Origin of the sequence: Pseudomonas sediminis (genome assembly GCF_039555755.1) — a bacterium.
GTDB lineage: Bacteria > Pseudomonadota > Gammaproteobacteria > Pseudomonadales > Pseudomonadaceae > Aquipseudomonas > Aquipseudomonas mendocina_D.
In genome coordinates, this window is sequence record NZ_CP154631.1 from 3,053,231 (window position 1) to 3,073,277 (window position 20,047).

At 63.2% G+C, this 20,047-nt stretch carries 16 protein-coding genes; 5 read left to right on the forward strand and 11 right to left on the reverse strand.

The window, feature by feature from the left end; genetic code table 11:
• Positions 1 to 63: 63 nt before the first annotated feature.
• The gene (locus AAEQ75_RS14365) at positions 64 to 3,552 is read right to left on the reverse strand and encodes a hybrid sensor histidine kinase/response regulator (protein WP_343349381.1); all 3,489 of its coding nucleotides are present in this window, start codon (positions 3,550 to 3,552) and stop codon (positions 64 to 66) included.
• 202 nt (positions 3,553 to 3,754) lie between these two features.
• Here AAEQ75_RS14365 and AAEQ75_RS14370 point away from each other — a divergent pair, with 202 nt between their 5' ends.
• Together AAEQ75_RS14370 and AAEQ75_RS14375 are read left to right on the forward strand one after the other, a co-directional pair.
• The gene (locus tag AAEQ75_RS14370) at positions 3,755 to 4,324 is read left to right on the forward strand and encodes a GNAT family N-acetyltransferase (protein ID WP_343349382.1); all 570 of its coding nucleotides are present in this window, start codon (positions 3,755 to 3,757) and stop codon (positions 4,322 to 4,324) included.
• 5 nt (positions 4,325 to 4,329) lie between these two features.
• A complete protein-coding gene (locus tag AAEQ75_RS14375; RefSeq protein WP_343349383.1) occupies positions 4,330 to 5,169 on the forward strand; it encodes a helix-turn-helix transcriptional regulator in 840 nt (279 codons plus the stop codon).
• Between the two features lie 813 nt (positions 5,170 to 5,982).
• Here the strand turns inward: AAEQ75_RS14375 and AAEQ75_RS14380 are convergent.
• A complete protein-coding gene (locus AAEQ75_RS14380) occupies positions 5,983 to 7,320 on the reverse strand; it encodes an imelysin family protein (RefSeq protein WP_343349384.1) in 1,338 nt (445 codons plus the stop codon).
• Between the two features lie 189 nt (positions 7,321 to 7,509).
• Between AAEQ75_RS14380 and AAEQ75_RS14385 the strand changes: the two genes are divergently transcribed.
• Both AAEQ75_RS14385 and AAEQ75_RS14390 read left to right on the forward strand, forming a co-directional pair.
• Complete coding sequence (locus AAEQ75_RS14385) at positions 7,510 to 8,082, forward strand: LemA family protein (protein WP_003462549.1); 573 nt, start codon at positions 7,510 to 7,512, stop codon at positions 8,080 to 8,082.
• A 10-nt stretch (positions 8,083 to 8,092) separates the two neighbouring features.
• Positions 8,093 to 8,998, forward strand: coding sequence for a GIDE domain-containing protein (locus AAEQ75_RS14390; RefSeq protein WP_343349385.1), 906 nt, complete (start codon positions 8,093 to 8,095; stop codon positions 8,996 to 8,998).
• 64 nt (positions 8,999 to 9,062) lie between these two features.
• Here AAEQ75_RS14390 and AAEQ75_RS14395 read toward each other — a convergent pair whose 3' ends face one another.
• A complete protein-coding gene (locus AAEQ75_RS14395; RefSeq protein WP_179574222.1) occupies positions 9,063 to 11,117 on the reverse strand; it encodes an EAL domain-containing protein in 2,055 nt (684 codons plus the stop codon).
• 81 nt (positions 11,118 to 11,198) lie between these two features.
• On the opposite strand from AAEQ75_RS14395, the gene AAEQ75_RS14400 reads away from it, so the two are divergent.
• On the forward strand, positions 11,199 to 11,522 hold the full coding sequence (locus AAEQ75_RS14400; RefSeq protein WP_256833538.1) for a hypothetical protein: 324 nt from the start codon (positions 11,199 to 11,201) through the stop codon (positions 11,520 to 11,522).
• Between the two features lie 3 nt (positions 11,523 to 11,525).
• Here AAEQ75_RS14400 and AAEQ75_RS14405 read toward each other — a convergent pair whose 3' ends face one another.
• From AAEQ75_RS14405 to AAEQ75_RS14440, 8 genes are all read right to left on the reverse strand, one after another.
• A complete protein-coding gene (locus tag AAEQ75_RS14405; RefSeq protein WP_003462535.1) occupies positions 11,526 to 12,107 on the reverse strand; it encodes a superoxide dismutase in 582 nt (193 codons plus the stop codon).
• Between the two features lie 244 nt (positions 12,108 to 12,351).
• Positions 12,352 to 13,683 (reverse strand): DUF58 domain-containing protein, encoded by a 1,332-nt coding sequence (locus AAEQ75_RS14410; protein ID WP_343349388.1) that lies wholly within the window; start codon positions 13,681 to 13,683, stop codon positions 12,352 to 12,354.
• Positions 13,680 to 14,714 (reverse strand): AAA family ATPase, encoded by a 1,035-nt coding sequence (locus tag AAEQ75_RS14415; protein ID WP_343349389.1) that lies wholly within the window; start codon positions 14,712 to 14,714, stop codon positions 13,680 to 13,682. Before AAEQ75_RS14415 ends, AAEQ75_RS14410 begins: the two co-directional genes overlap by 4 nt.
• Entirely contained in the window at positions 14,711 to 15,892 is a 1,182-nt protein-coding gene (locus AAEQ75_RS14420) for a DUF4350 domain-containing protein (protein WP_343349390.1), read from the reverse strand. Before AAEQ75_RS14420 ends, AAEQ75_RS14415 begins: the two co-directional genes overlap by 4 nt.
• Positions 15,889 to 17,478 carry a DUF4129 domain-containing protein gene (locus AAEQ75_RS14425; protein ID WP_343349391.1) on the reverse strand — a complete coding sequence of 530 codons (1,590 nt, stop codon included), beginning with the start codon at positions 17,476 to 17,478 and terminating at the stop codon, positions 15,889 to 15,891. Before AAEQ75_RS14425 ends, AAEQ75_RS14420 begins: the two co-directional genes overlap by 4 nt.
• Entirely contained in the window at positions 17,465 to 18,445 is a 981-nt protein-coding gene (locus AAEQ75_RS14430) for a stage II sporulation protein M (protein ID WP_343349392.1), read from the reverse strand. Before AAEQ75_RS14430 ends, AAEQ75_RS14425 begins: the two co-directional genes overlap by 14 nt.
• Positions 18,442 to 19,167 carry an RDD family protein gene (locus AAEQ75_RS14435; protein WP_343349393.1) on the reverse strand — a complete coding sequence of 242 codons (726 nt, stop codon included), beginning with the start codon at positions 19,165 to 19,167 and terminating at the stop codon, positions 18,442 to 18,444. Before AAEQ75_RS14435 ends, AAEQ75_RS14430 begins: the two co-directional genes overlap by 4 nt.
• A gap of 102 nt (positions 19,168 to 19,269) precedes the next feature.
• Positions 19,270 to 20,028: a hypothetical protein gene (locus tag AAEQ75_RS14440; protein ID WP_125880588.1), complete on the reverse strand. Its 759-nt coding sequence runs from the start codon at positions 20,026 to 20,028 to the stop codon at positions 19,270 to 19,272.
• Between the last annotated feature and the right edge of the window lie 19 nt (positions 20,029 to 20,047).

A 20,047-nucleotide genomic window follows, 5' to 3' on the forward strand; every position in this document is an offset into this window, starting at 1 on the left:
ATGCCGCGCCGGTGGCACGCTCAGCAGTGGTTACAAGGGCGCAAGCCTCCGGCCAAGATCCGGCTAGCCACGCAGCGTCAGGTGGCGACTGAGCAATGCCCGCAGGGCCGCAGGCTTGACTGGCTTGGGCAGATAGTCGAGGCCGGCGGCATGGACCTCGGCGACCAGTTCCGGGCGGCCGTCAGCGCTGATCACCACGCCCGGTACCGGTTCGCCCAGGCGCGTGCGTAGCCAGGCCATCAGTTCGGTGCCGGTTTCGCCCTCGTCGAGGTGGTAGTCGATCAGCGCCAGTTGCGGGCGAACGTCCTCGCTGAGCAGGTGCTCGCACTCCAGGCGATTGCGCGCCGTCCACACCTGGCAGCCCCAGCGCGACAGCAGGCTGTACATGCCGGTGAGGATGCTGTCCTCGTTGTCGATGCAGATCACTTGAGTGCCCTGCAGCGGTTGGCCATCGACTACCGATGCGCTGGTGCCTTGTGGTTTCGGCGCCGGTTTTCTCGCCAGCGGTACGCTGACGCTGAACACGCTGCCTTTACCTGGCCAGGAGCGCACTTCCAGGCGGTGGGAGAGTACGCGGCAGAGACCGTCGGCAATCGCCAGGCCCAGGCCCAGGCCTTTCTCGGCGCGGGTCTGGTGGCTATCCAGGCGCTTGAACTCCTCGAATATCACCTTGCGCTTGTCCTCGGGGATGCCCATGCCGCGGTCCCAGACCTCCATGCGCAATTGCTCGCCTTCGCGGCGTACGCCCAGCACCACGCGTCCCTTGGCATAGCGGAAGGCGTTGGTCAGGAAGTTCTGCAGCACCCGGCGCAGCAATTTGATGTCGCTGTCGATCCATTGCCGGCTGCCATGCACGCGCAGATCGATGCCCTGTTCGGCAGCCAGCACGCCGAACTCAGCAGAGAGGGTGTCGAACAGGCTGGACAGGGCGAAGGGATGGCGATCAGGCGTGATCCGCCCGTTCTCCAGGCGCGAGATATCCAGCAGGTCGGTGATCAGGTCTTCGGCTGAGCGCAGCGAGCTGTCCAGGTGCCTGACCAGCTCCTGGGCTTCGCTGGGCAGGGCCTCATCCTGATGAGCCAGTGCCGCGGAGAACAACCGCGCGGCATTGAGCGGTTGCATCAGGTCATGGCTGACTGCAGCGAGAAAGCGCGTTTTCGACTGGTTGGCGGCCTCGGCATGGGCCTTGGCCTCGGTCAGTGCCTGGTTCAGTTTCGACAGTTCGAAGGTCCGTTCGGCGACCCGCTGTTCGAGGCTTTCGTTGGCGTCCTTGAGGGCGCGTTCGGCTTCGCGGAACTCGGTGATATCGGTGAAGCTCATGACGAATCCACCGCCGGGCATGGGATTGCCGATCAGCTCGATCACCCGACCATTAGGGAATACCCGTTCATAGCTGTGGGCGGTGCCCTGACGCATCCAGTACAGGCGCTTGGCGACGTTCTCTTCGACATTGCCGCCACCGAGCATGCCGCGCTCGGCATTGAAGCGGATGATCTCTGCAATCGGCCGCCCCACGTAGATCAGTCCTTCGGGGTACTCGAACAATTCCAGGTAGCGATGGTTCCAGGCCACCAGGCGCAGGTTCTGGTCGACCACGCTGATGCCCTGGGTGATGTTCTCGATCGCTCCCTGCAGCAAGGCACGGTTGAACTGCAGCACTTCACTGGCTTCGTCGACGATACGCACCACATCCTCGACCTGCATTTCGCGGCCTTCGATGGCGGCCTTGACCACTGCGCGGGTCGACGAGGCGCCGAGCACGCCAGCGAGCAGACGTTCGGTATGCGCGATCCATTCGCTATTGGCCGGCTGGTTGGGATCGAAGTCCTTGCCTTTGCCCTGGCGCAGAGCGAAGCGGGTGAAGCTCTGGCGCGCACGTTCCTCGCCGACGAAACGGCTGGAGAGCATCAGCAGGTCGGCCACCTGCACCGCCAGCAGGCTGCGGCCGCTGGGCTTGGTGCCCAGGTCATGGCCAATGAAACGCCCAGCCTGCCAGTGCTCGGAAACTCGGGTTCGGGAGAACCAGGAAACCCAGGCGAACAGCAGCATGTTGCCAGCCAGTGACAGCACCACGCCGCGCGTCAGCGGGTCGACCTGCAGGCCGATGGGGGCGTAGAGCAGGGCGGTGAGCCCGGGGAAGCTGTCCAGCGACCAACCCATGCCACGTGCCGCCAGCGGCAGCACCAGGGTGTAGAACCAGAGCATGGCGCCGAAGATCAGGCCGGCGAAGACGCCACGACGGTTGGCCTGCTTCCACACCAGCGCGCCGAACATGGCCGGCGCCAGCTGGCCGATGGCGGCGAACGAAACCTGGCCGATGGTCGCCAGGCTGGTGCCTTCACCGAGCAGGCGATAGCAGACGTAGGCCAGCAGCAGAATCAGCACGATGCTGACGCGGCGGGCGGTGAGCATCCAGTGGCGAAACGCCTCGAACGGCCGCTCGGTGCTCTGCCGGCGCAGCAGCCAGGGCAGCAGCATGTCGTTGGAAATCATGGTCGACAGCGCAACCGAGGCGACGATCACCATGCCGGTGGCTGCCGAGGCGCCGCCGATGAAGGCCAGCACCGCGAGTCCCGGATGGGCTTCGGCCAGCGGCAGACTGATGACGAAGGAATCTGGTGTGATGCCGGCTGGCAGCAGCATCTGGCCGGCCAGGGCGATAGGGACGACGAACAGCACGGCCAGCACCAGATAGGCCGGGAATACCCAGCGCGCCAGGCGCAGGTCCTTGGGCTCGATGTTTTCCACCACGGTGACGTGGAACTGCCGCGGCAGGCAGACGATGGCGATCATGGCCATGCCGGTCTGCACCAGCATCGCCGGCCAGTTCACCGCCTCGTTCCAGAAGTCGTCCAGCTCGACGGTGTTGTGTGCCTGCTCCAGCAGGTCGTTGAAGCCGTTGTACAGGCCGAAGGTGACGAATGCGCCGACGGCGAGGAAGGCCAGCAGCTTGACCAGCGATTCGAAGGCGATGGCCAGCACCATGCCGCGGTGGTGCTCGGTGACGTCGAGGTTGCGCGTGCCGAACAGAATGGTGAACAGCGCCAGCGCCAGCGAAACGATCAGTGCGGTGTCCTGCGCGCTGGTGCCGGTGTCCTGGGCGTGCACGCCGATCAGCAGATTGACACCGAGCACGATGCCCTTGAGCTGCAGGGCAATGTAGGGCAGCACGCCGACCAGGCAGATCAGGGCTACGACGATGGCCAGCGACTGCGACTTGCCGTAGCGCGCGGCGATGAAGTCGGCGATGGAGGTGATGTTCTCCTGCTTGCTGATCATCACCATCTTCTGCAGCACCCAAGGCATGGTCAGTAGCAGGATGATCGGACCGAGGTAGATCGGCAGGAACGACCACAGCTGTTCGGCTGCCTGGCCGACTGCGCCGAAGAAGGTCCAGCTGGTGCAGTACACCGCAAGCGACAGCGAGTACACCCAGGCCCGGACTTTCGGTGGCATCGGCGCGCTGCGGCGGTCGCCATAGAAGGCGATGGCGAAAAGAACGGCCATGTAGATCAGGGCGACCGCGGCGATCAGCCCGGGGGACAGCGACATGCAGACTCCGAAACACGCAGTGGAACGAAACAGGACGAAACGATGTTGATCAGTGTTGCACAAAGCCGGACGCTGTCGGCTGCGACCAAGGTCGCAGCCGAGCGGGTGTGCTTTGCGACGGGGCTCGATTGTGCAGCAGCGCAGGGCCTGATAGCTTGGTCGGTTTGCGATTCTGCCCAAGGACGGACCCGAGGAAGCCTCTATGTTCAAGCCGCAGCTGGTGACTTTGCAACGTGGCGCTTTGCGCCTAGAACCGCTCTCCGATGCGGATATCCCGGCGTTGGTAGCGTTGGCCGAGGCCAATCGCGAAGAGCTGCTGTACATGAGCGGTACCCAGCGGCTGGACTGGTACCGCAGCGCCCTGGCCGATCTGCGCGAGCAGCGCGCACTGCCGTTCGTCATTCGCCTGGGTGACGAGTTGGTGGGCACCACCCGTTTCGCCGATTTCATGAACACCCTGCCGGCCTGTGAAATTGGCTGGACCTGGCTTGATCACCGCCAGCATGGCAGCGGGTTGAACGCCAGCATCAAGTATTTGATGCTCAAGCACGCTTTCGAAAATTGGGGGATGGTCCGCGTGCAGCTGAAAACTGCCGCCAGCAACCTGCGTTCGCAGCGCGCTATCGAGAAGCTCGGCGCAGTTCGTGAAGGGTTGCTGCGCAACCATCGCCGCCTGGCTGATGGCCGGCTCGATGACACCGTGCTGTACAGCATCACCGACCTGGAATGGCCGGCGCTGCGTGAGGCGATGGAGGCGGGCTTCAACGCCTGAGCCGTATGCACAGTCGTGAGCAGACCCGCTTCTGGCAAGCTTCCGCATTGAGCGGTGTCGAGCTGTTGCAGGCGCGCTACCTTGAGCAGCGTTTCGCGCCGCACGTACATGAAGGGTTCGTCTTCACCGTGATCGAGCATGGCGCCCAGCGCTTTCGCCACCGTGGCTGCGATCACCTGGCGCCACAGGGCAGCATGGTGTTGATCAACCCTGATGAAGTGCACACCGGCTCCAAGGCGCACGAAGACGGCTGGCGCTATCGCGGTTTCTATCCCGACAACGCCCAGGTACTGGGAGCGCTACAGGAGCTGGGTCTGGCCAAGGCTGGCATGCCGTCGTTTACCTTCAGCGTGCTGCATGATCCGCGTTTGCACGCGGCCTTTCTGCAACTGCACCAACTGCTCGAACATGGCGCCGAGGCGTTGCAGCAGCAACTGGCCTGGCGTGAGGCGATCTTGCTGCTGTTCCAGCACCATGCGCAGCTTGCCGAACCGCCTGCGCCTGGGCGCGAGCCCTGGGCCGTGGCCTGCGCCAAGCAAATGCTCGCCGAGCGACTGGTCGAGCCGCCGTCGCTGGAAGAGCTGGCGGCTGCGGTCAACCTCTCACCTTTTCACTTCGCGCGCGTATTTCGCCGCGCGACCGGCTTGCCGCCGCATGCCTGGCTCAAACAGCGTCGCCTCGAACAGGCGCGGGCGTTGCTCAAGACGGGCTGCACGGCGGTCGCTGTGGCGATGCAGTTGGGCTTCGCCGATCAGAGCCACTTATCGCGACAGTTCAAGCAGGTTTATGGCGTGAGCCCAGGTGAATATCGCAGCGCGGTGGCCCGGAGCTGGCAGCAGGAATAAAAAGGTTCTTCGCATTTTCGCGCGGAGGATACGCCCGACACCGGACTGGCAATTACATGTTAGCTGCCGGTGCAGGCACTATCCGTTAGCGCGTCGTCTGATCTGAAGGGTTTCGCCCCTTACGGGCGAGTCACTTTCTCTTGCTTGCCCAAGAGAAAGTAACCAAAGAGAAGGGCACCCCACCATCCGGCCCCGGCTACGCCGGGGTTTCCTCGCTCCATCACCACTCCAGGGGCACGCTGCGAAGGGCCATCCCTGGCCCATCGCAGCTCTCGCGACATCCATGTCGCTCAACCCCTTCCACGGTGATTCCACTCGGCCTCCTGAAGGGGATTTGGGCGTCGTCTGTAAGATCGCGGTGAAAGAGCAAAAGCCAGACGCTACCGACTTTGATCTGCTGAAGATTTCGCAAGCTCGCGAATAGGTCCCCTTCAGGAGGCCGAGCAGAGGTGTTGCGTAGGGGAGTGAGCCGCATGGATGCGGCGAAAGGCTTAAAGGGCCAGGGATGGCCCTTGTAAGCCGGCCCCCGGAGCAATGCCGGAGCGAGGGAAGTTTCGCGTAGCGAAACCCGAATGTCGGGGTGCCTTTCTTTGGCACACCTTTCTTGGGCAAGCAAGAAAGGTGTGGCGCCCGTAAGGGGCGCAACCCAAACGTTCAGCAGACGCGGTAATGGATGGTGCCAAGTCAGTAAGCGATACGCACACAAACTTGCCAGTACGGTGTCAATCCGTACCTTCACCACACTATGCGAAGAGCCAAAAAAAAACCGGCGCTCCTTGCGGAGGCGCCGGCTTTTTCAGTCCGCTATGTCGATCAGAATTCGTGATCGGCAGTGTCCGGGTTAAGGTCGCTGATGCCTAGCTTGCCCGCGGCCTGTTCGATGGCACCGGTCTGCTTGACAAGGGCGGCGATGGCGTCACGTACCAGTTGCTGACCTTCGGCATTGCCTTCCGCGATCAGCTGGTCGAAGTGCACGTTGTTCTTCTCGGCGCTGTCGACCAGGGCCTGCAGTTTGGCTTCGGTTTCCTGCAGGTCGGCCTTGAGCGTGGCATCGGCCTGGGCGTCGGCCTTGGCGACCAGCTCGGACAGGCTCGGGCCGGTCAGGGTGGTGCCGTCGACCTTCTTGTATTCGCCCAGGTAAACGTTGCGAATGCCTTTGCCGTTGTAGAAGTGCGAGTTGTGGGTGTTGTCGCTGAAGCAGTCATGCTCGTCTTCGGTGGAGTTGGCCTCCAGTGCGACCTTCATGCGCTCGCCTGCCAGTTCGCCGAGGGACAGGCTGCCCATGCCGAACAGCATCTTGCGCAGACCGTTGTCGGCCGAATCGGCGACCAGTTCGCTACGATAGTTGCCTTCTACGCCGTCCTTCCACTGCTCGACCATGTCGTTCAGGTCGCTGACCAGCAGGTCAGTAGCCGCCTTGAGGAAGGCGCGGCGGCGCTCGTTGTGGCCACCGGTGGCGCCTTCACCTACCAGGTAGTCGGTGTAGGGACGCTCGCCAGCACCTGGTTCGGTGCCATTGAGGTCCTGGCCCCAGAGGAGGAATTCGATGGCGTGGTAGCCAGTGGCGACGTTGGCTTCGGAACCGCCCAGTTCGTTCAGGCTGGCCAGCAACTCGCCGGTGATCTCGCTGACATCGATCTTGTCTTCACCGACCTGAATCTCAGTGTTGGCGATGATGTTGGCTTGCGCGCCCGGGTTACCCAGGGCGTGCTGGTAGTCCTCGGCGACATAGTCGATCAGACCTTCGTCCAGCGGCCAGGCATTGAGTTGGCCTTCCCACTCGTCGACTACCGGGTTACCGAAGCGGAACACTTCGGTCTGCATGTACGGCACGCGCGCGGCCAGCCAGGCTTCACGGGCGGCTTTCAGGGTCGCTTCGCTGGGGGCGGCGAGCAGTGCATCGACTGCAGCCTGCAGTGCCTTGCCGGTGCTCGCGGCGTCGCTGAACACGGCCAGGGCGAGATCGGCGTAATGATTGACCACGGCCTTCGCCGCTGCTTCGTCGACCTTCGCCGCGGTGGCTGGCGCCGCGCTTTCGGTGGCGGCGGCAGGCGCTGCAGCCTGGGTGGCAGGGGCTTTGTCTTCGCCGCAGCCAGCGAGGGAAATGGCGATGGCCAGCAGGCTGGCGGAGGCCAGGAGCATACGAATCATGGCGGAGTCCTTTGCATGTACGAATGTGGACGGTACGCAGGGGTACCTGAAAAACCGCAACATAATGCAAATGTTTCGCATTATGTGTAAAGGCCATTATTCATCCTTGTGCAGGATATCGCTGCCCAAGGCCATCGCTGCCGCTAGAATGCCAGCACCTGATACGCAGTTCTGCATGGAGAAAACTGCATGAGCCTGACCGCCGTGATCGTTATCGTCGTCCTCGTCCTGCTCGGCGCCTACGCGGTGTCCCTCTACAACGGCCTGGTGCGCCTCAAGCATGGAGTGAGCAAGGCCTGGTCGAACATCGACGTGCTGCTCAAGCAGCGTCATGACGAATTGCCCAAGCTGGTGGAAACCTGCAAGCAGTACATGCAGTACGAAGGCTCGACCCTGGAGCGGGTGATTGCAGCGCGTAGCGCCGTTGCCAGTGCTCGCGAACAACATGATGTCGGCGCCCTGGGCAAGGCTGAAAGTGGTCTGCGCGCGGGCCTCGGTCAGCTCTTTGCCCTGGCCGAGAACTATCCCGAGCTGAAGGCCAACGACAGTTTCCAGCATCTGCAGCAGCGTATCAGCGGCCTGGAAAACGGCATCGCCGATCGCCGCGAGCTTTACAACGAGGCGGTCAACCTCAACAACGTGCGCATCGAGCAGTTCCCCGATGTACTCATCGCGCGAATGTTCAACTTCCAGGCTGCCGAGTTGCTGGTGTTCAGCGAGGCGGAGAAAGCCGATGTGGATATGAAGTCGCTATTCAATTGAGCGTCAGCCGATGATGCAGGCGGACCCCTTCGGCTTCTTTTTCACGCTCACGTTCACTCTCGGCGCCTGCCTGGGCGGCGCCTGGTGGTGCCTGCGGGGTTGGTCGCAGGCGCGCCATCTGCTCGACACGCCGACCTCGAAGATTCGCTCGGCGGCGCAGGGTTACGTTGAGCTCTATGGGGTGCTTGAGACGCTGCCGGACATGCAGTTGAGTGGACCCCTGACCGGTAAACCCTGCCTATGGTGGCGCTTTCGTATCGAGGAATATCGTTCCAGCGGCAAGAAGCGCAGCTGGCGGGTGATCGAGAGTGGGGCCAGCGATGCCTGGTTACGCCTGGTCGATGGCACCGGCGAATGCCTGATCGATCCACGTGGTGCCGAGATTCATGCGGCGGTGCGTGACGTCTGGGAGGGCAACCTGCGGCACCCGCTGGGCCCGGCCAAGAGCGGATTGTTCGGTTTTCTCACCAGCGGTCAGCGTTATCGCTACTGCGAGGAGCGCTTTCACGTTGGCCAGCCGCTGTATGCCATCGGCGACTTTCGCACCCGTGGCGCTGCGCAGCAGGGGTTCGACAGGCAGGCCGCTCAGGGCGAAGTGATCCGTGAATGGAAGGGCGATTACGTCGGCCTGCTGCGGCGTTTCGACAGCGACGGCAACGGCGAGCTCGACGAGCAGGAATGGAATCGCGTGCGACTGGCGGCGCAGCTGGAGGCAGAGGATCGCCATCGGCAAAAGGCATCCGAGCCGGCGCGGCATCACATGGCCAAGCCTGGCGAACGGCAGCCGTTCATCCTCTCCAATAGCGGTGAGGACGAACTGGCTCGTAGATTCTATTGGCAAGCCGCCGGTGGCGCCGTGCTGTGCCTGGTAGGTGCGTTGGCTACAGCCTGGTTACTCGGTGTGCAGAATTGGTAAGCCGGGTTTGCGGGCTCGAACAAAAAACGCCGCGACGAATCGCGGCGTTTTTTGTGGCTGACGTTTACAGCGTCGCGGCTGAGCTCAGGCGTCGTGACTGCTTGAGGAACAGCGTCAAATCGCGCGCTGGCAGCGGTTTGCTGTACAGGTAGCCCTGACCCTCATGGCAGCCCTGGGCGATGATGTAGGCCTCCTGCTCGGCGGTTTCCACGCCTTCGGCGATCACTTGCATGCCCAGGCTCTTGCCCAGCTGAATGATGGCGCGAACGATGGTGGCGTCGTCTTCGTCTTCGAGCAGATCCTGCACGAAACTCTTGTCGATCTTGATCTTGTCCAGCGGCAGGCTCTTCAGATAGCTCAGCGAGGAGTAGCCGGTACCGAAGTCATCGATGGCGATCAGCGCGCCGGAGCGGCGCAGGCTGAGCAGATGCTGGGCGGCGGTACTGATGTCTTCCATCAGGCCGGTTTCGGTGACCTCCAGCTCCAGGCTTTTCGGCGGCAGGCGGTAGACCTGCATCAGATTGTTGACCACGCGCGGCAGCTCGGCGTGGTGCAACTGCACGGTGGACAGGTTGATGGCCATGCGCAGATCGCTGAAGCCCTGGTCATGCCATTCGCGCAGTTGGCGGCAGGTCTGGTCGAGAATCCATTCACCAATGGGAATGATGGTGCCGTTCTGTTCGGCCAGTGGGATGAACAGGTCCGGTGCGACGAAGCCATGCTGCGGGTGCTGCCAGCGCAGCAGTGCTTCGACGCCGACCACGCGGTGGTCGCGGTAGTCTATCTGGGGCTGGTAGACCAGGTGCAACTGGTTCTGCGCCAGAGCATCGCGCAGATCCTTTTCCAGCTCACGACGGCGACGCATCTCGCTGTCGACGCTGGCGATGTAGAACTGGTAGCGATTACGCGAACGACTCTTGGCCAGGGTCATGGTCTGTTCGGCTTTCTGCAGCAGCTTCTCGGTGCTGTCGCCGTCTTCCGGGAACAGGGTGATGCCGATGGTGGCGCGCAGGCGCACTTCGTGCTGATCGAGGAGGAAGGGCAGCTCCAGGTCGTCGAGTACGCTCTGCGCCAGCTCAGCGGCTTCGTAAGGCTGCTCGATATCGGCCTGCACCAGAGCGAACTGGTCGCCGCCCAGGCGGGCCAGGGCACCGAGGCGGCCGCTATGGCTGCGCAGGCGGTCGGACAATGCGAGCAGCAACTGGTCGCCGCTCTGGTAACTGAATTGTTCGTTGATGCCCTTGAAATCATCCAGGCCGACGCAGAGTACGGCAACGCGGCGCTGCAGGCGGCCGGCGTCTTCGAGAATCTGGTCGAGTTGCTGTTGAAGTTGCTGACGATTGGGCAGACCGGTGAGGAAGTCGTACTGAGCCATGCGCAGCAGGCTGTTCTCGGCTTCACGGCGCAGGTGGGTGTTGCGTTCGATGGAGGCCAGCAACTGATTGGCGGTGTTGATCCAAAGACCCAGCTCGTTCTTCTCGTTGCCCTTGAGCATGGGCAGCTTGTGTTCGCTGGGGCGGTCGGGATTGATGTTGGTGAGGTGCTCGATGATCTTCGACAGCGGTTTGGTCAGCAGCCAGTGATAAACCAGATAGAGCACCAGGCCCATGGCCATGGCGCGCAGCACACCTGAGATGAAGATGATCACCGAGTTGGTGACGAAGCTCTCGCCATAGGGCGCCGTATCGAGGGTGATGTTGAGGTCGCCGTAGTATTCGCTGTAAGGACCACGGCCGACCAGCTTGGTCGAGAATAGCTGCTCCTGACCGAGGATCGGGTCGGTCAGCCAGCGCGTGGGTATTTGCGCCAGATCACGCGAACGTTCTGCGAGCATCGGCTCGTTGGGGTGACCAATGGACGCATAGCGCACCGACTCGTGCTGGAACAGCCCCTCGATCACCTGCATGCCCATCTCGCGGTCCAGGCTGTACACCGCCTGAGTCGAAGGGTCGCGGAACATGCCGAGAATGCGATGGGCGTCATTGGCCACGGCCTGACGGGTCTTGTAGGCGTCGAAGACAATCTGCGCGCAACTCAATACCACCCCGACTACGAGTGCTGATAACAGCACCACGCGGAGCAACTTGAGTGACAAGCTGTTCTTCAATTCCAGCTTCAAAGGCAATTCCTTGTGTCGATGCTTACAGCCTCAGTCAGACGAGAGTATTGGCAATCTAGGCCTGGCCGTCAAAGGGCCATCATGTCTGTCGGCACTATTTATCCACAAGCGGCACGCCGGGTCGCGAATTGGTGTTACGACGTCGGCCGACCGCTCTGTGTCGTAGAAATTACCGCGGACTTGAGCGCCTTTGGTCGGATTGTCTGCCTGTCACAGCTGCGCTTCTGTATGGCGCTGCTCGTCATCGATCCGATGAGCTGGCAAATACACGGCGAAGATCGTGGGTTTGCCATCGGTTATAAGGTATTGCGAGCGCCTACGGTGTTTCGTCCTGCACGCCGGATGCGCAAGCCAAAAACGAAAAAACCCGGCCACAAGGGCCGGGTTTTCGCATTACGGGGCTGAGATTCAGGCCGCGTAGTTCTGGGCGACGAAGTCCCAGTTCACCAGGTTCCAGAACGCCTCGACGTATTTCGGACGCAGGTTGCGGTAGTCGATGTAGTAGGCGTGTTCCCAGACGTCGCAGGTCAGCAGCGGGGTGTCGCCGGAGGTCAGCGGGCAGCCAGCGCCGATGGTGCTGGCCAGAGCCAGGGAACCGTCAGCTTTCTTCACCAGCCAGCCCCAGCCGGAACCGAAGGTGCCGATGGAAACCTTGCTGAACTCTTCCTTGAACTTGTCGAAGGAACCGAAGGCAGCGTTGATGGCGTCAGCCAGGGCGCCGGTGGGCTGGCCACCGCCGTTCGGCGACAGGCAGTTCCAGTAGAAGGTGTGGTTCCACACCTGAGCGGCGTTGTTGAAGATGCCGCCTGAGGAAGTCTTGACGATTTCTTCCAGGCTCTTGCCTTCGAACTCGGTGCCCGGCACCAGGTTGTTCAGGTTCACGACGTAGGTGTTGTGGTGCTTGTCGTGGTGGAACTCGAGGGTCTCGGCAGAAATGTGCGGCTCGAGGGCATTCTTTTCGTAAGGCAGCGGCGGCAATTCAAAAGCCATGGTCTATCTCCTACTCAGGTCGTGTGCGGTATGCGCAAGGCCGATCACGGGCGGCCTATGGGCGGCGTCGAGTTTGTACTCTTTGCGCCGCAGACTCGGAATCATAGCACCCGGCCACGGCCATAACCACGCAACATCTGTGTGGGAAAGCCGGTGCCAGGGCCTCTGCAGCATTGGGTTCGACAAGCAGAGGCGCCAGCAGTTGCCTCTTTCGACGCGCTCGTGCGCAAACGCCAACATACCTTTAGAGTGCGCCGGCCTTCTTCCAGGCCAGATAACTGCTCACCAGTTCCGGGCCGAGTTCGCCTGGGCGAGCATCGAGCACCGGTACGCCGTGGGCGGCCAGGCGCTCGTGCAGGTCGGCGCGGGCGTTGAGGTAGTCCAGCGTACCGCAGTAAGCCAGGGCCTGATCGAATTGCTCTACGGGCGTCTGGTGCAGGCGGTCCAGCGCCTCCTCACGCAGGCTGGCGATCAGCACGCGATGCTGACGCGACAGGCGACGCACGGCGGCGAGCAGGTCCTGGTCATCCTCGTCGCGCAGGTTGGTCACCAGCACTACCAGCGAGCGGCGCCGCTGACGTGCCAGCAGCAAGTCGGCAGCGGCGCTGAAGTCGGCCGGTTGCTGGCTGGTTTCGAGGTCGTAAACGGCATTGAGCAGCACGTTCAACTGAGCCGGGCCTTTGACCGGCGCCAGGTAACGCGACTGGTTGCCGGCGAAGGTTGCCAGGCCGACGGCATCGCCCTGGCGCAGGGCGACGTAGCTGAGCAGCAGACAGGCATTGAGGGCGTGGTCGAAGTGCGATAGCTCGTCGTCCTGGCTACGCATACGGCGGCCGCAATCGAGCAGGAAGACGATCTGCTGGTCGCGCTCGTCCTGATACTCGCGAGCGATGGGTGTGCGCTTGCGCGCGGTGGCCTTCCAGTCGATCTGGCGCAAGGTGTCGCCGTCACGAAATTCGCGTAGCTGGTGAAATTCCAGACCCAGGCCGCGACGCGGGCGTTGGCGTACGCCCAACTGACTCAGCCAGTCGTCCACGGCCTTGAGCTGCGCGCCGTAGAGGCGGGCGAAGTCCGGGTAGACGCGACTCTCGTCAGCCAGCGGCAGCAGGCGTTTGGCCTGCCACAGGCGCAGCGGGCTGGGCAGCTTCAGCTCGCACAGGTCGAAATGGAAATGCCCGCGGATCAGCGGCTTGAGGCGATAGCTGGCGTGGGTTTGCTGGCCCGGGTGTAGGGTGACGCGTTGCGGCAGGAAGTCGAAGGCCATGCCTTCCGGTACATGGTCGAAGACCTCGATTTCCTGGGTTTGGGCAAAGTCATGGTGAACGATCAGTTGCACCTCGCTCCAGCGCCCGAGCGGCAGATTACCCGGCAACACGCGCTCCAGACGCGGAGATGGCTGGCGCCGCAGCCACAGGGCGTCGACAGCGGCGATCAGCAGCAACGCCAGCAACAACCCCCAGGCCACTGGCATCAGGCTATCTGCCAGGCGAATGCCGAGCAGGGGCAAGGCACCGAGCAATACGGCGGCGGCGAACAGGCCGCCGAGCAGCCCGAGGAGCAGGCGCGAAGGTTTCATAGGCGCGGTGCCGGCACCTGATCGAGCAACTGTTGCAGAACCTGATCCACCGACAAGCCTTCGATATCCAGCTCTGGCGCCAGGCGTACGCGATGGCGCAGCACGGCCAGGGCACAGCTCTTGATGTCATCCGGCAGGACGAAGTCGCCGCCGCGCAGCAGCGCACGCGCGCGGGCGCCGCGTACCAGGGCGATCGACGCACGCGGCCCGGCGCCCATGGCTAGGCCTGGCCAACTGCGGGTGGCGCGGGCCAGGCGCACGGCGTAATCGAGCACCTGATCATCCAGGGCCAGATCGCTGGCGATCTTTTGCAGCGCCAGCACGTCCTTGGCTTGCAGCAGGGTGCGCAGCGGGCTGACTTCGAGCATGTCGGCCTTGGCCGAGCGCGTCACCTGGCGCACCATGTTCAGCTCTTCGTCCTGCTGCGGATAATCAATACGCAGTTTGAGCATGAAGCGGTCCAGCTCGGCTTCCGGCAGCGGGTAGGTGCCTTCCTGCTCGATCGGGTTCATGGTCGCCAGCACCATGAACGGCAACTGCACGGGCAGGGCGCGACCTTCCAGGGTTACCTGGCGTTCCTGCATCACTTCCAGCAGGGCGGCCTGGGTCTTGGCCGGTGCGCGGTTGATTTCGTCAGCCAGCAGCAGGTTGGTGAACACCGGGCCCTTGCGCAGCTTGAACTGCTCGCTCTGCATGTCGTACACGGCATGGCCGGTGACATCGCTGGGCATCAGGTCCGGGGTGAACTGGATGCGCGCGAACTCGCCGCCGAAGCAGCGCGCCAGGGCGCGTACCAGCAGGGTCTTGCCCAGCCCCGGCACACCTTCGACCAGCACATGGCCACCGGCGATCAGCGCGGTGAGCACATCGTCGATCACCGCGCTCTGGCCGATCACGGCCTTGCGCAGCTCGGCGCGCAGAGCCTGGGCCAACTGGCTGGCACGCTGGCGCTGCTGCGCTTGCGGGTTGCTCGGCGCGGCGGTCGGGGTTTCCTGCACCGGCAGGTTGTCGTTCTCGGGGATCTCGCTCATAGGGCATTCCTGAGGGTTTGCAGGTGGGCGACCTGGCGGGTGAAGTCACTGGCGGATAGGCGCTGCGGTGGCAGTGGGCGCATGGCCTGGCTGATGTTCTTGGCGGGCAGGCGGGTCAGGCGGCCGAGCACTTGCCATTGTTCGGCGACGGCGAGTTTCTCGAAACCGGGGTGGCGGCGGCGTGCGCGTCGATTGATGTCCTGCTGCAGACCTTTGAGCAGGCTGTGCTGACCACTGCGACGGAGGAGGAAGTCGGCACTGCCGCGCAGGTGTTCTTCGAGCTGGCGACGGGCGCGCCTGGCCGGCGCCTGCAGTGGGCCATGGCGCACACCGACGTGCCACAGGGTAGCGATGATCAACAGCGCCAGCACCAGCAGCGCCAGCGGGAAGTGGCGCAGCAGCAGGCGGGCCAGGCCGTCGCTGTCGGCGTGATAGAGCAGGGTCACGGCGCTGTCCTGGCTCAGGTACCAGAGCAGCCAGGCGTGGTCGTATTCGTTGATATTGCGGTTTTGCCAGATCCACGGATCGCTCAGTACGGTGATCAGGCCATCGCCGTGGTAAAGCTGCAGCAAGTGCGTGGCAGAGTCGCTGTTGGCCCATGCGTGTGCCCGGTTCTGCGCGTCGTACAGATGAAAGTCGGTGTCGAAGGCGATGTAGGCCGGGGCCTGTTCGTTCTCCAAGTAGAGTTTGGTGAGTTGCGGGTAGGCCTCGTGCTCTTGGTTTTCCGGCTCGGGCTCACTGGCTTCTTCGTCATCCAGGTCGTCACTCATGTATTGCTGGATGCCGAGCAGATCGAGTAGCAGGTCGCCGCTCTCGCCTTCCTCTTCGTTCCACAGGCGTTCGGCGATGAATAGCAGGTGACCGCCATTGGCCGTCCATTGCAGCACGCGTTCGACCTGGCGTGGCGTCATGTTGCCGCGGTCGGCCAGCAGCATCAGGGTCTGACCTTCGCTGGGCAGGCTGTCCAGCACGTCCAGGCCTTCGGCGCGGCGAGCGGCGATGCCCTGTTTGCGCAGGAAGTGTTCCGCCGCCAGGTAAGGGCTGCTGGCAACCTCGGGAGAAGGGCCGTGTTCGACCACGTCCTCATAAGGTTCGAGCTTGCCCAGCACATAACTGGCCAGCAGTCCCAGGCCCAGCAGAAGGGCCATGGCGAGGATGAAACCGGCGCGCCGACTCATGCTGCACGCTCCTGACCAAAGAGGCTACGCCAGCCCTGGCACAGGCCCTGGCGCAGTGACTCGTCAGGCAGGCGATGACCATAGGCCAGGACCTGCCAATGCAGGGTGAGCTGGCGACTGTAGTCTTCCAGATTCTGCTGCTCAAGACCGGCGACCAGGTGCAGAACTTCGCCTTCGGTGTGCGACTGTTTCAGGGGCAGGCGGTGCTCGTGCAAAAGCCGGCTGAGCAAGGCGCGGTAGAGCAAACCGAGTGCTGCGCGCGGCTGTTCGGCCCAGAGCTGCTCGGCTTCGCTGGCGACGTCATCGGGTAGTGTCTCCGGCGCCAGTTCCAGACCGAACAGCTGTTGCGGCGCGACCTGCCGGCGTCGTGTCGGCAGGCCGATACGTTCGCCAAAGGCCTGCAGCCACTCGCGGTAGCGCCACAGAACGAAGGCCAGCAGCGCAGCCAGTGCCGCCCACAGCAGCACTTCGAAGATCTGCGCGACGACATCCAGACTCTTCCACCATTCGCCGAGCTTGAGCAGGTTCTTGAGCATATCGAGGAAGGCTTCGACGTCTTCCGGTTTGGGCTCCTCAGCGGGCTTTTCTTCGCCCAGTCGCCAGCGCGTGACGGTTTCGCGGTGCTGGAAGGGCGGTTCGTCGAGCAGCGCTTCGATGCTTTCACGCGCGGCCTGGCTGCTCAGCGGCTGCTGGAGCAGGCGTGGTGCCTCGGGGCCTTGCGGGTCGTCGGCCTGCTCGACGTCTTCGCTGACGATTGGTTGCGTGTCGGCCCAGGCGTCGCCTGGCAGCTGCGTCAGCAATACGGCGCAACCGAGCAACAGGGCGTAGGCGCTGCCGGTCAGGCGTTGGCGCAGGCGGCGGAAGGTCAGCTCGATATCCCAGGCTTCCAGGGCGGTGCGGCGGTTGAGGTAGAGGGTGAAACCACAGGCGACGTAGACCGGCTCCCAGATGATCAGCAGTAGCACGTAAAGCAGGTTGGACAGGTGCTCCAGCCACAGCCATTGGCCACTGCTGGCGGCGATCATGCTTTCCCAGGTCCAGTTCAGCTCCACCTGTTGTGGCAGCATCAGATAGAACAGGGCGACCAGGCCCATCCATAGGGCGACTTCCAGGTGCATGCCTACCAGCGTCAGCCAGGTAGCGGCGGCGCTGTCGCGCTGGCCGAGCACTACCAGGCGCTGGCTGCGCGCTTGCCCGGCCAGGCCCTCCAATTGCAACACGGGTAGATCGAAGCTGCGCGTTGGGCTCAGTCGGCGCCAGGTCAGGCTGGCCAGCAATTGTGGTCGCAGCAGTTTTGGTATGGCGCGCAGGGCCTGTTTCAGCGAGGGCGTATTGCCGAACAGGGCTTGCGAAAGGATGTACAGCGGCAACCGTTCATAGGCGGGTTTGAGCCACCAGAACAGAAAGATTGCCCAACCCGGATACTGCCAGAGCAATGCGCAGAGCAGGGCGAACAGAGGCAGTGTGACCAGTGCCCAGCTGGCCATCAGCAGGCCGGCGTGACGGCGGGCGAGTAGCACGCCGAGGTCGATGGCTTCCCAGGCACTGCGCGGACGGATGGCGACGCTGGCTTCAGTCAGGCGCATGCTGCCTCCGCCCGGCCAACAACAGATAACTCAGCACCAGTGCCCAGAGCCCGGCACCGACGGCGTACTTGATATTCGGGCTGGCGAATGTGGTGGATGACCAGAACGCCTCGATGAACGCGGCCAGCAGCAGGAACAGGATCACCCCGGCCACCAGCTGTATCGCCTTGCCAGCGGCCAGGCGCAAAGCCTCGCCACGGGGCAGGCGGCCGGGGGCGAGCAGCGCCCAGCCGAGCTTGAAACCGGCCGCGCCTGCCAGGGCGATGGCGGTCAGCTCGAAGGCACCATGGCCGATAACGAAGGACCAGAACGGCTCGCCGTAGCCGATGCGCGTCAGATGGCCGGCCACTGCGCCGATCATCAGGCCGTTGAAGAGCAGGAAGAACAGGCTACCCAGGCCCAGCAGCAGACCGCTGGCGAAGGTCTGAAAGGCGATGCCGATGTTGTTCATGATGTAGAAGCCGAACATCACCCAGTCGTCGCCCGAACCGCGCTCGCTGAAGCGGCCGAGGCGTCGCGCGTCGGGATCGTACATGCCTTCCATTTCGCTGACCTGATCGGGGTTGACCAGGCTGAAAATCAGCTCGGGATAGAGATAGGTCAGCAGCCCCATCAATGCCAGGCTGCCGAAGAACAGCAGGCTGGCCACGCACACGCTGCGCCACTCGCTGCGTACCAGGCGCGGGAAGCCGCCGAACAGAAAGCGGATCATCTGCGCGCCAAGGTGGCTGCGATGGCGGTAGAACTGCTGGTGGCCGCGCATCGCCAATTGCTGCAACTGGTCGATCAGGTGGCTGCTGTAGCCGCGCGCCTGAGCCAGCGCCAGATGCTGGCAAAGCTGCCGGTAGCTGGCGGCGAAGCCATGGTAGGCCTGCGTTTTGGACTTGCCGCGCTCAAGCGCCTCGAGTTGGCTGTTGAAGGCATCCCAATCCGGCTGATGGCGACTTTCGAACAGGCTCTGTTTCACGGTGCACTTCCCAGCAGGCCGCGCGCGATGCCGTTGAGGCGCGGTTCGGCCTGTTCGGCAGGCACTTGCAGTGGCTCGGCCAGCAGTGCCGCCAGCTCGGCACGGCGTGCTGCAGAGAGTTGCCCGCCACGTTCGGCAAAACCGAGGACGGCGCGCTGCTCGTCAAGATTGAGCGGGAAGGGAGCTGGCATTGGCTCTGCGTCGGCGAGTAGCGGTTTGCTCAGTGGTGCATCGCGATAGACCACCAGCGTGCCGGCAGCGATATCGCCAAGGCGCTTAAAGGCCGGGTGATTCAGGCAACTGATGATGCCCAGGGTGTAGCCAAACGGCAGGATATCGACGAAGCGCAGCAGGTTGCGCGTCAGCGATGCGGCCCAGCCGATGGGCGTACCGTCATCGTGCACCACGCGTAGGCCGAGCATCTGCTTGCCGGGAGAGCGGCCCTGGTTGAGCACCTCAAACAGCACCATGTACCACCAGGTCACGAGAAACAGCAGGATGGTGCCCAGGCCCATGCCGAACTGACCAAGCAGGCCGAGGACGATGAACATCAGGGCGAGGATCAGGCCGCGAATGGCCAGGTCGATGGCGAACGCCAGGGCGCGCGGGACCAGCCCGGCTGGTCGCAGATGCAGATCGATACCTTCCGGCGTCTCGACCTGATAGCGAGTATCCAGGGGCGGCAGTGGGGATGAAAAGCTGGCGCTTGAGCGTGAGGGCATCGGCGGACTGCATCAAGGAAAGCCCGATGCTAGCGAGCAGCGGGCCACGAACGCAACCGGGCCAGCGAACTGGCCCGAGTCACGTCGACTTATTGGCTGGCCTTATTGGGCAGCAGGCAGTACGCCAAAGATGGTGCGATACAGCACACCCATGGCCACGACCATCAGCGGAATGCTCCACACCAGACCGATACCCAGCGGGATGGCGCTGACCATGACGATCAGGCCGAGCAGCAGGAACAGGCCGAAGACCTTGAACCAGTGCTGAGTGATTGCCTTGCGCGAGGCTTCCAGTGCCTGCCAGGGCGACAGACCACGCTCGACCACCAGCGGAATGGCCAACAGATAGGCCACAGCCAGGTAGATGCCGGGGATCAGCAGCAGGATCATGCCGAGGTAGATCAGCAGCATCATCACCACGGCGGTGATGATCAGCGGCACGGTGCGGCCGAAGTGGCTGAAGATTTCGTTGAAGTTCAGCGGCTGGTCGGCGGCGCGGCGAATGCCAACCATGTTGATGCCGGCCATGAAGGGGTAGGCCAGGGCCGATGCCAGCAGCGAAATCAGAATCTCGCCGATGAACATCAGGGCGATGCTATCGCTCAGCGCGCCGAAGATGCCCACTACGCCGCCGAGGATGAAAGTGGCTGCCAGAAGCACCACGTAGAACACCAGGAAGCCACCGATGATGATGCCTTTGGTGCCCTTGACCTTGCTCCAGGACTCGCTCAGCAGGTCGCCGATGTTGAAGTCATAGCCGCGTGCTAGGGCTTCTTCGATGCTCGGTACCTGGTTGGACGGCACTTGTTGCAGGTCGCTGGTGGGGGCGGCATAGGGATTGGGGGTGATCGCGTCACTCATGGTTGCGTCCTTGTACAGA

Excerpts from the sequence above, each read along its gene's own strand:
- AAEQ75_RS14370 (WP_343349382.1), top strand. The coding sequence starts at position 3,755 with ATGTTCAAGCCGCAGCTGGTGACTTTGCAACGTGGCGCTTTGCGCCTA.
- AAEQ75_RS14365 (WP_343349381.1), bottom strand. The coding sequence starts at position 3,552 with ATGTCGCTGTCCCCCGGGCTGATCGCCGCGGTCGCCCTGATCTACATG.
- AAEQ75_RS14405 (WP_003462535.1), bottom strand. The coding sequence starts at position 12,107 with ATGGCTTTTGAATTGCCGCCGCTGCCTTACGAAAAGAATGCCCTCGAG.
- AAEQ75_RS14390 (WP_343349385.1), top strand. The coding sequence starts at position 8,093 with ATGATGCAGGCGGACCCCTTCGGCTTCTTTTTCACGCTCACGTTCACT.
- AAEQ75_RS14375 (WP_343349383.1), top strand. The coding sequence starts at position 4,330 with ATGCACAGTCGTGAGCAGACCCGCTTCTGGCAAGCTTCCGCATTGAGC.
- AAEQ75_RS14425 (WP_343349391.1), bottom strand. The coding sequence starts at position 17,478 with ATGCGCCTGACTGAAGCCAGCGTCGCCATCCGTCCGCGCAGTGCCTGG.
- AAEQ75_RS14440 (WP_125880588.1), bottom strand. The coding sequence starts at position 20,028 with ATGAGTGACGCGATCACCCCCAATCCCTATGCCGCCCCCACCAGCGAC.
- AAEQ75_RS14410 (WP_343349388.1), bottom strand. The coding sequence starts at position 13,683 with ATGAAACCTTCGCGCCTGCTCCTCGGGCTGCTCGGCGGCCTGTTCGCC.
- AAEQ75_RS14400 (WP_256833538.1), top strand. The coding sequence starts at position 11,199 with ATGTCTGTCGGCACTATTTATCCACAAGCGGCACGCCGGGTCGCGAAT.
- AAEQ75_RS14385 (WP_003462549.1), top strand. The coding sequence starts at position 7,510 with ATGAGCCTGACCGCCGTGATCGTTATCGTCGTCCTCGTCCTGCTCGGC.
- AAEQ75_RS14435 (WP_343349393.1), bottom strand. The coding sequence starts at position 19,167 with ATGCCCTCACGCTCAAGCGCCAGCTTTTCATCCCCACTGCCGCCCCTG.
- AAEQ75_RS14415 (WP_343349389.1), bottom strand. The coding sequence starts at position 14,714 with ATGAGCGAGATCCCCGAGAACGACAACCTGCCGGTGCAGGAAACCCCG.
- AAEQ75_RS14380 (WP_343349384.1), bottom strand. The coding sequence starts at position 7,320 with ATGATTCGTATGCTCCTGGCCTCCGCCAGCCTGCTGGCCATCGCCATT.
- AAEQ75_RS14420 (WP_343349390.1), bottom strand. The coding sequence starts at position 15,892 with ATGAGTCGGCGCGCCGGTTTCATCCTCGCCATGGCCCTTCTGCTGGGC.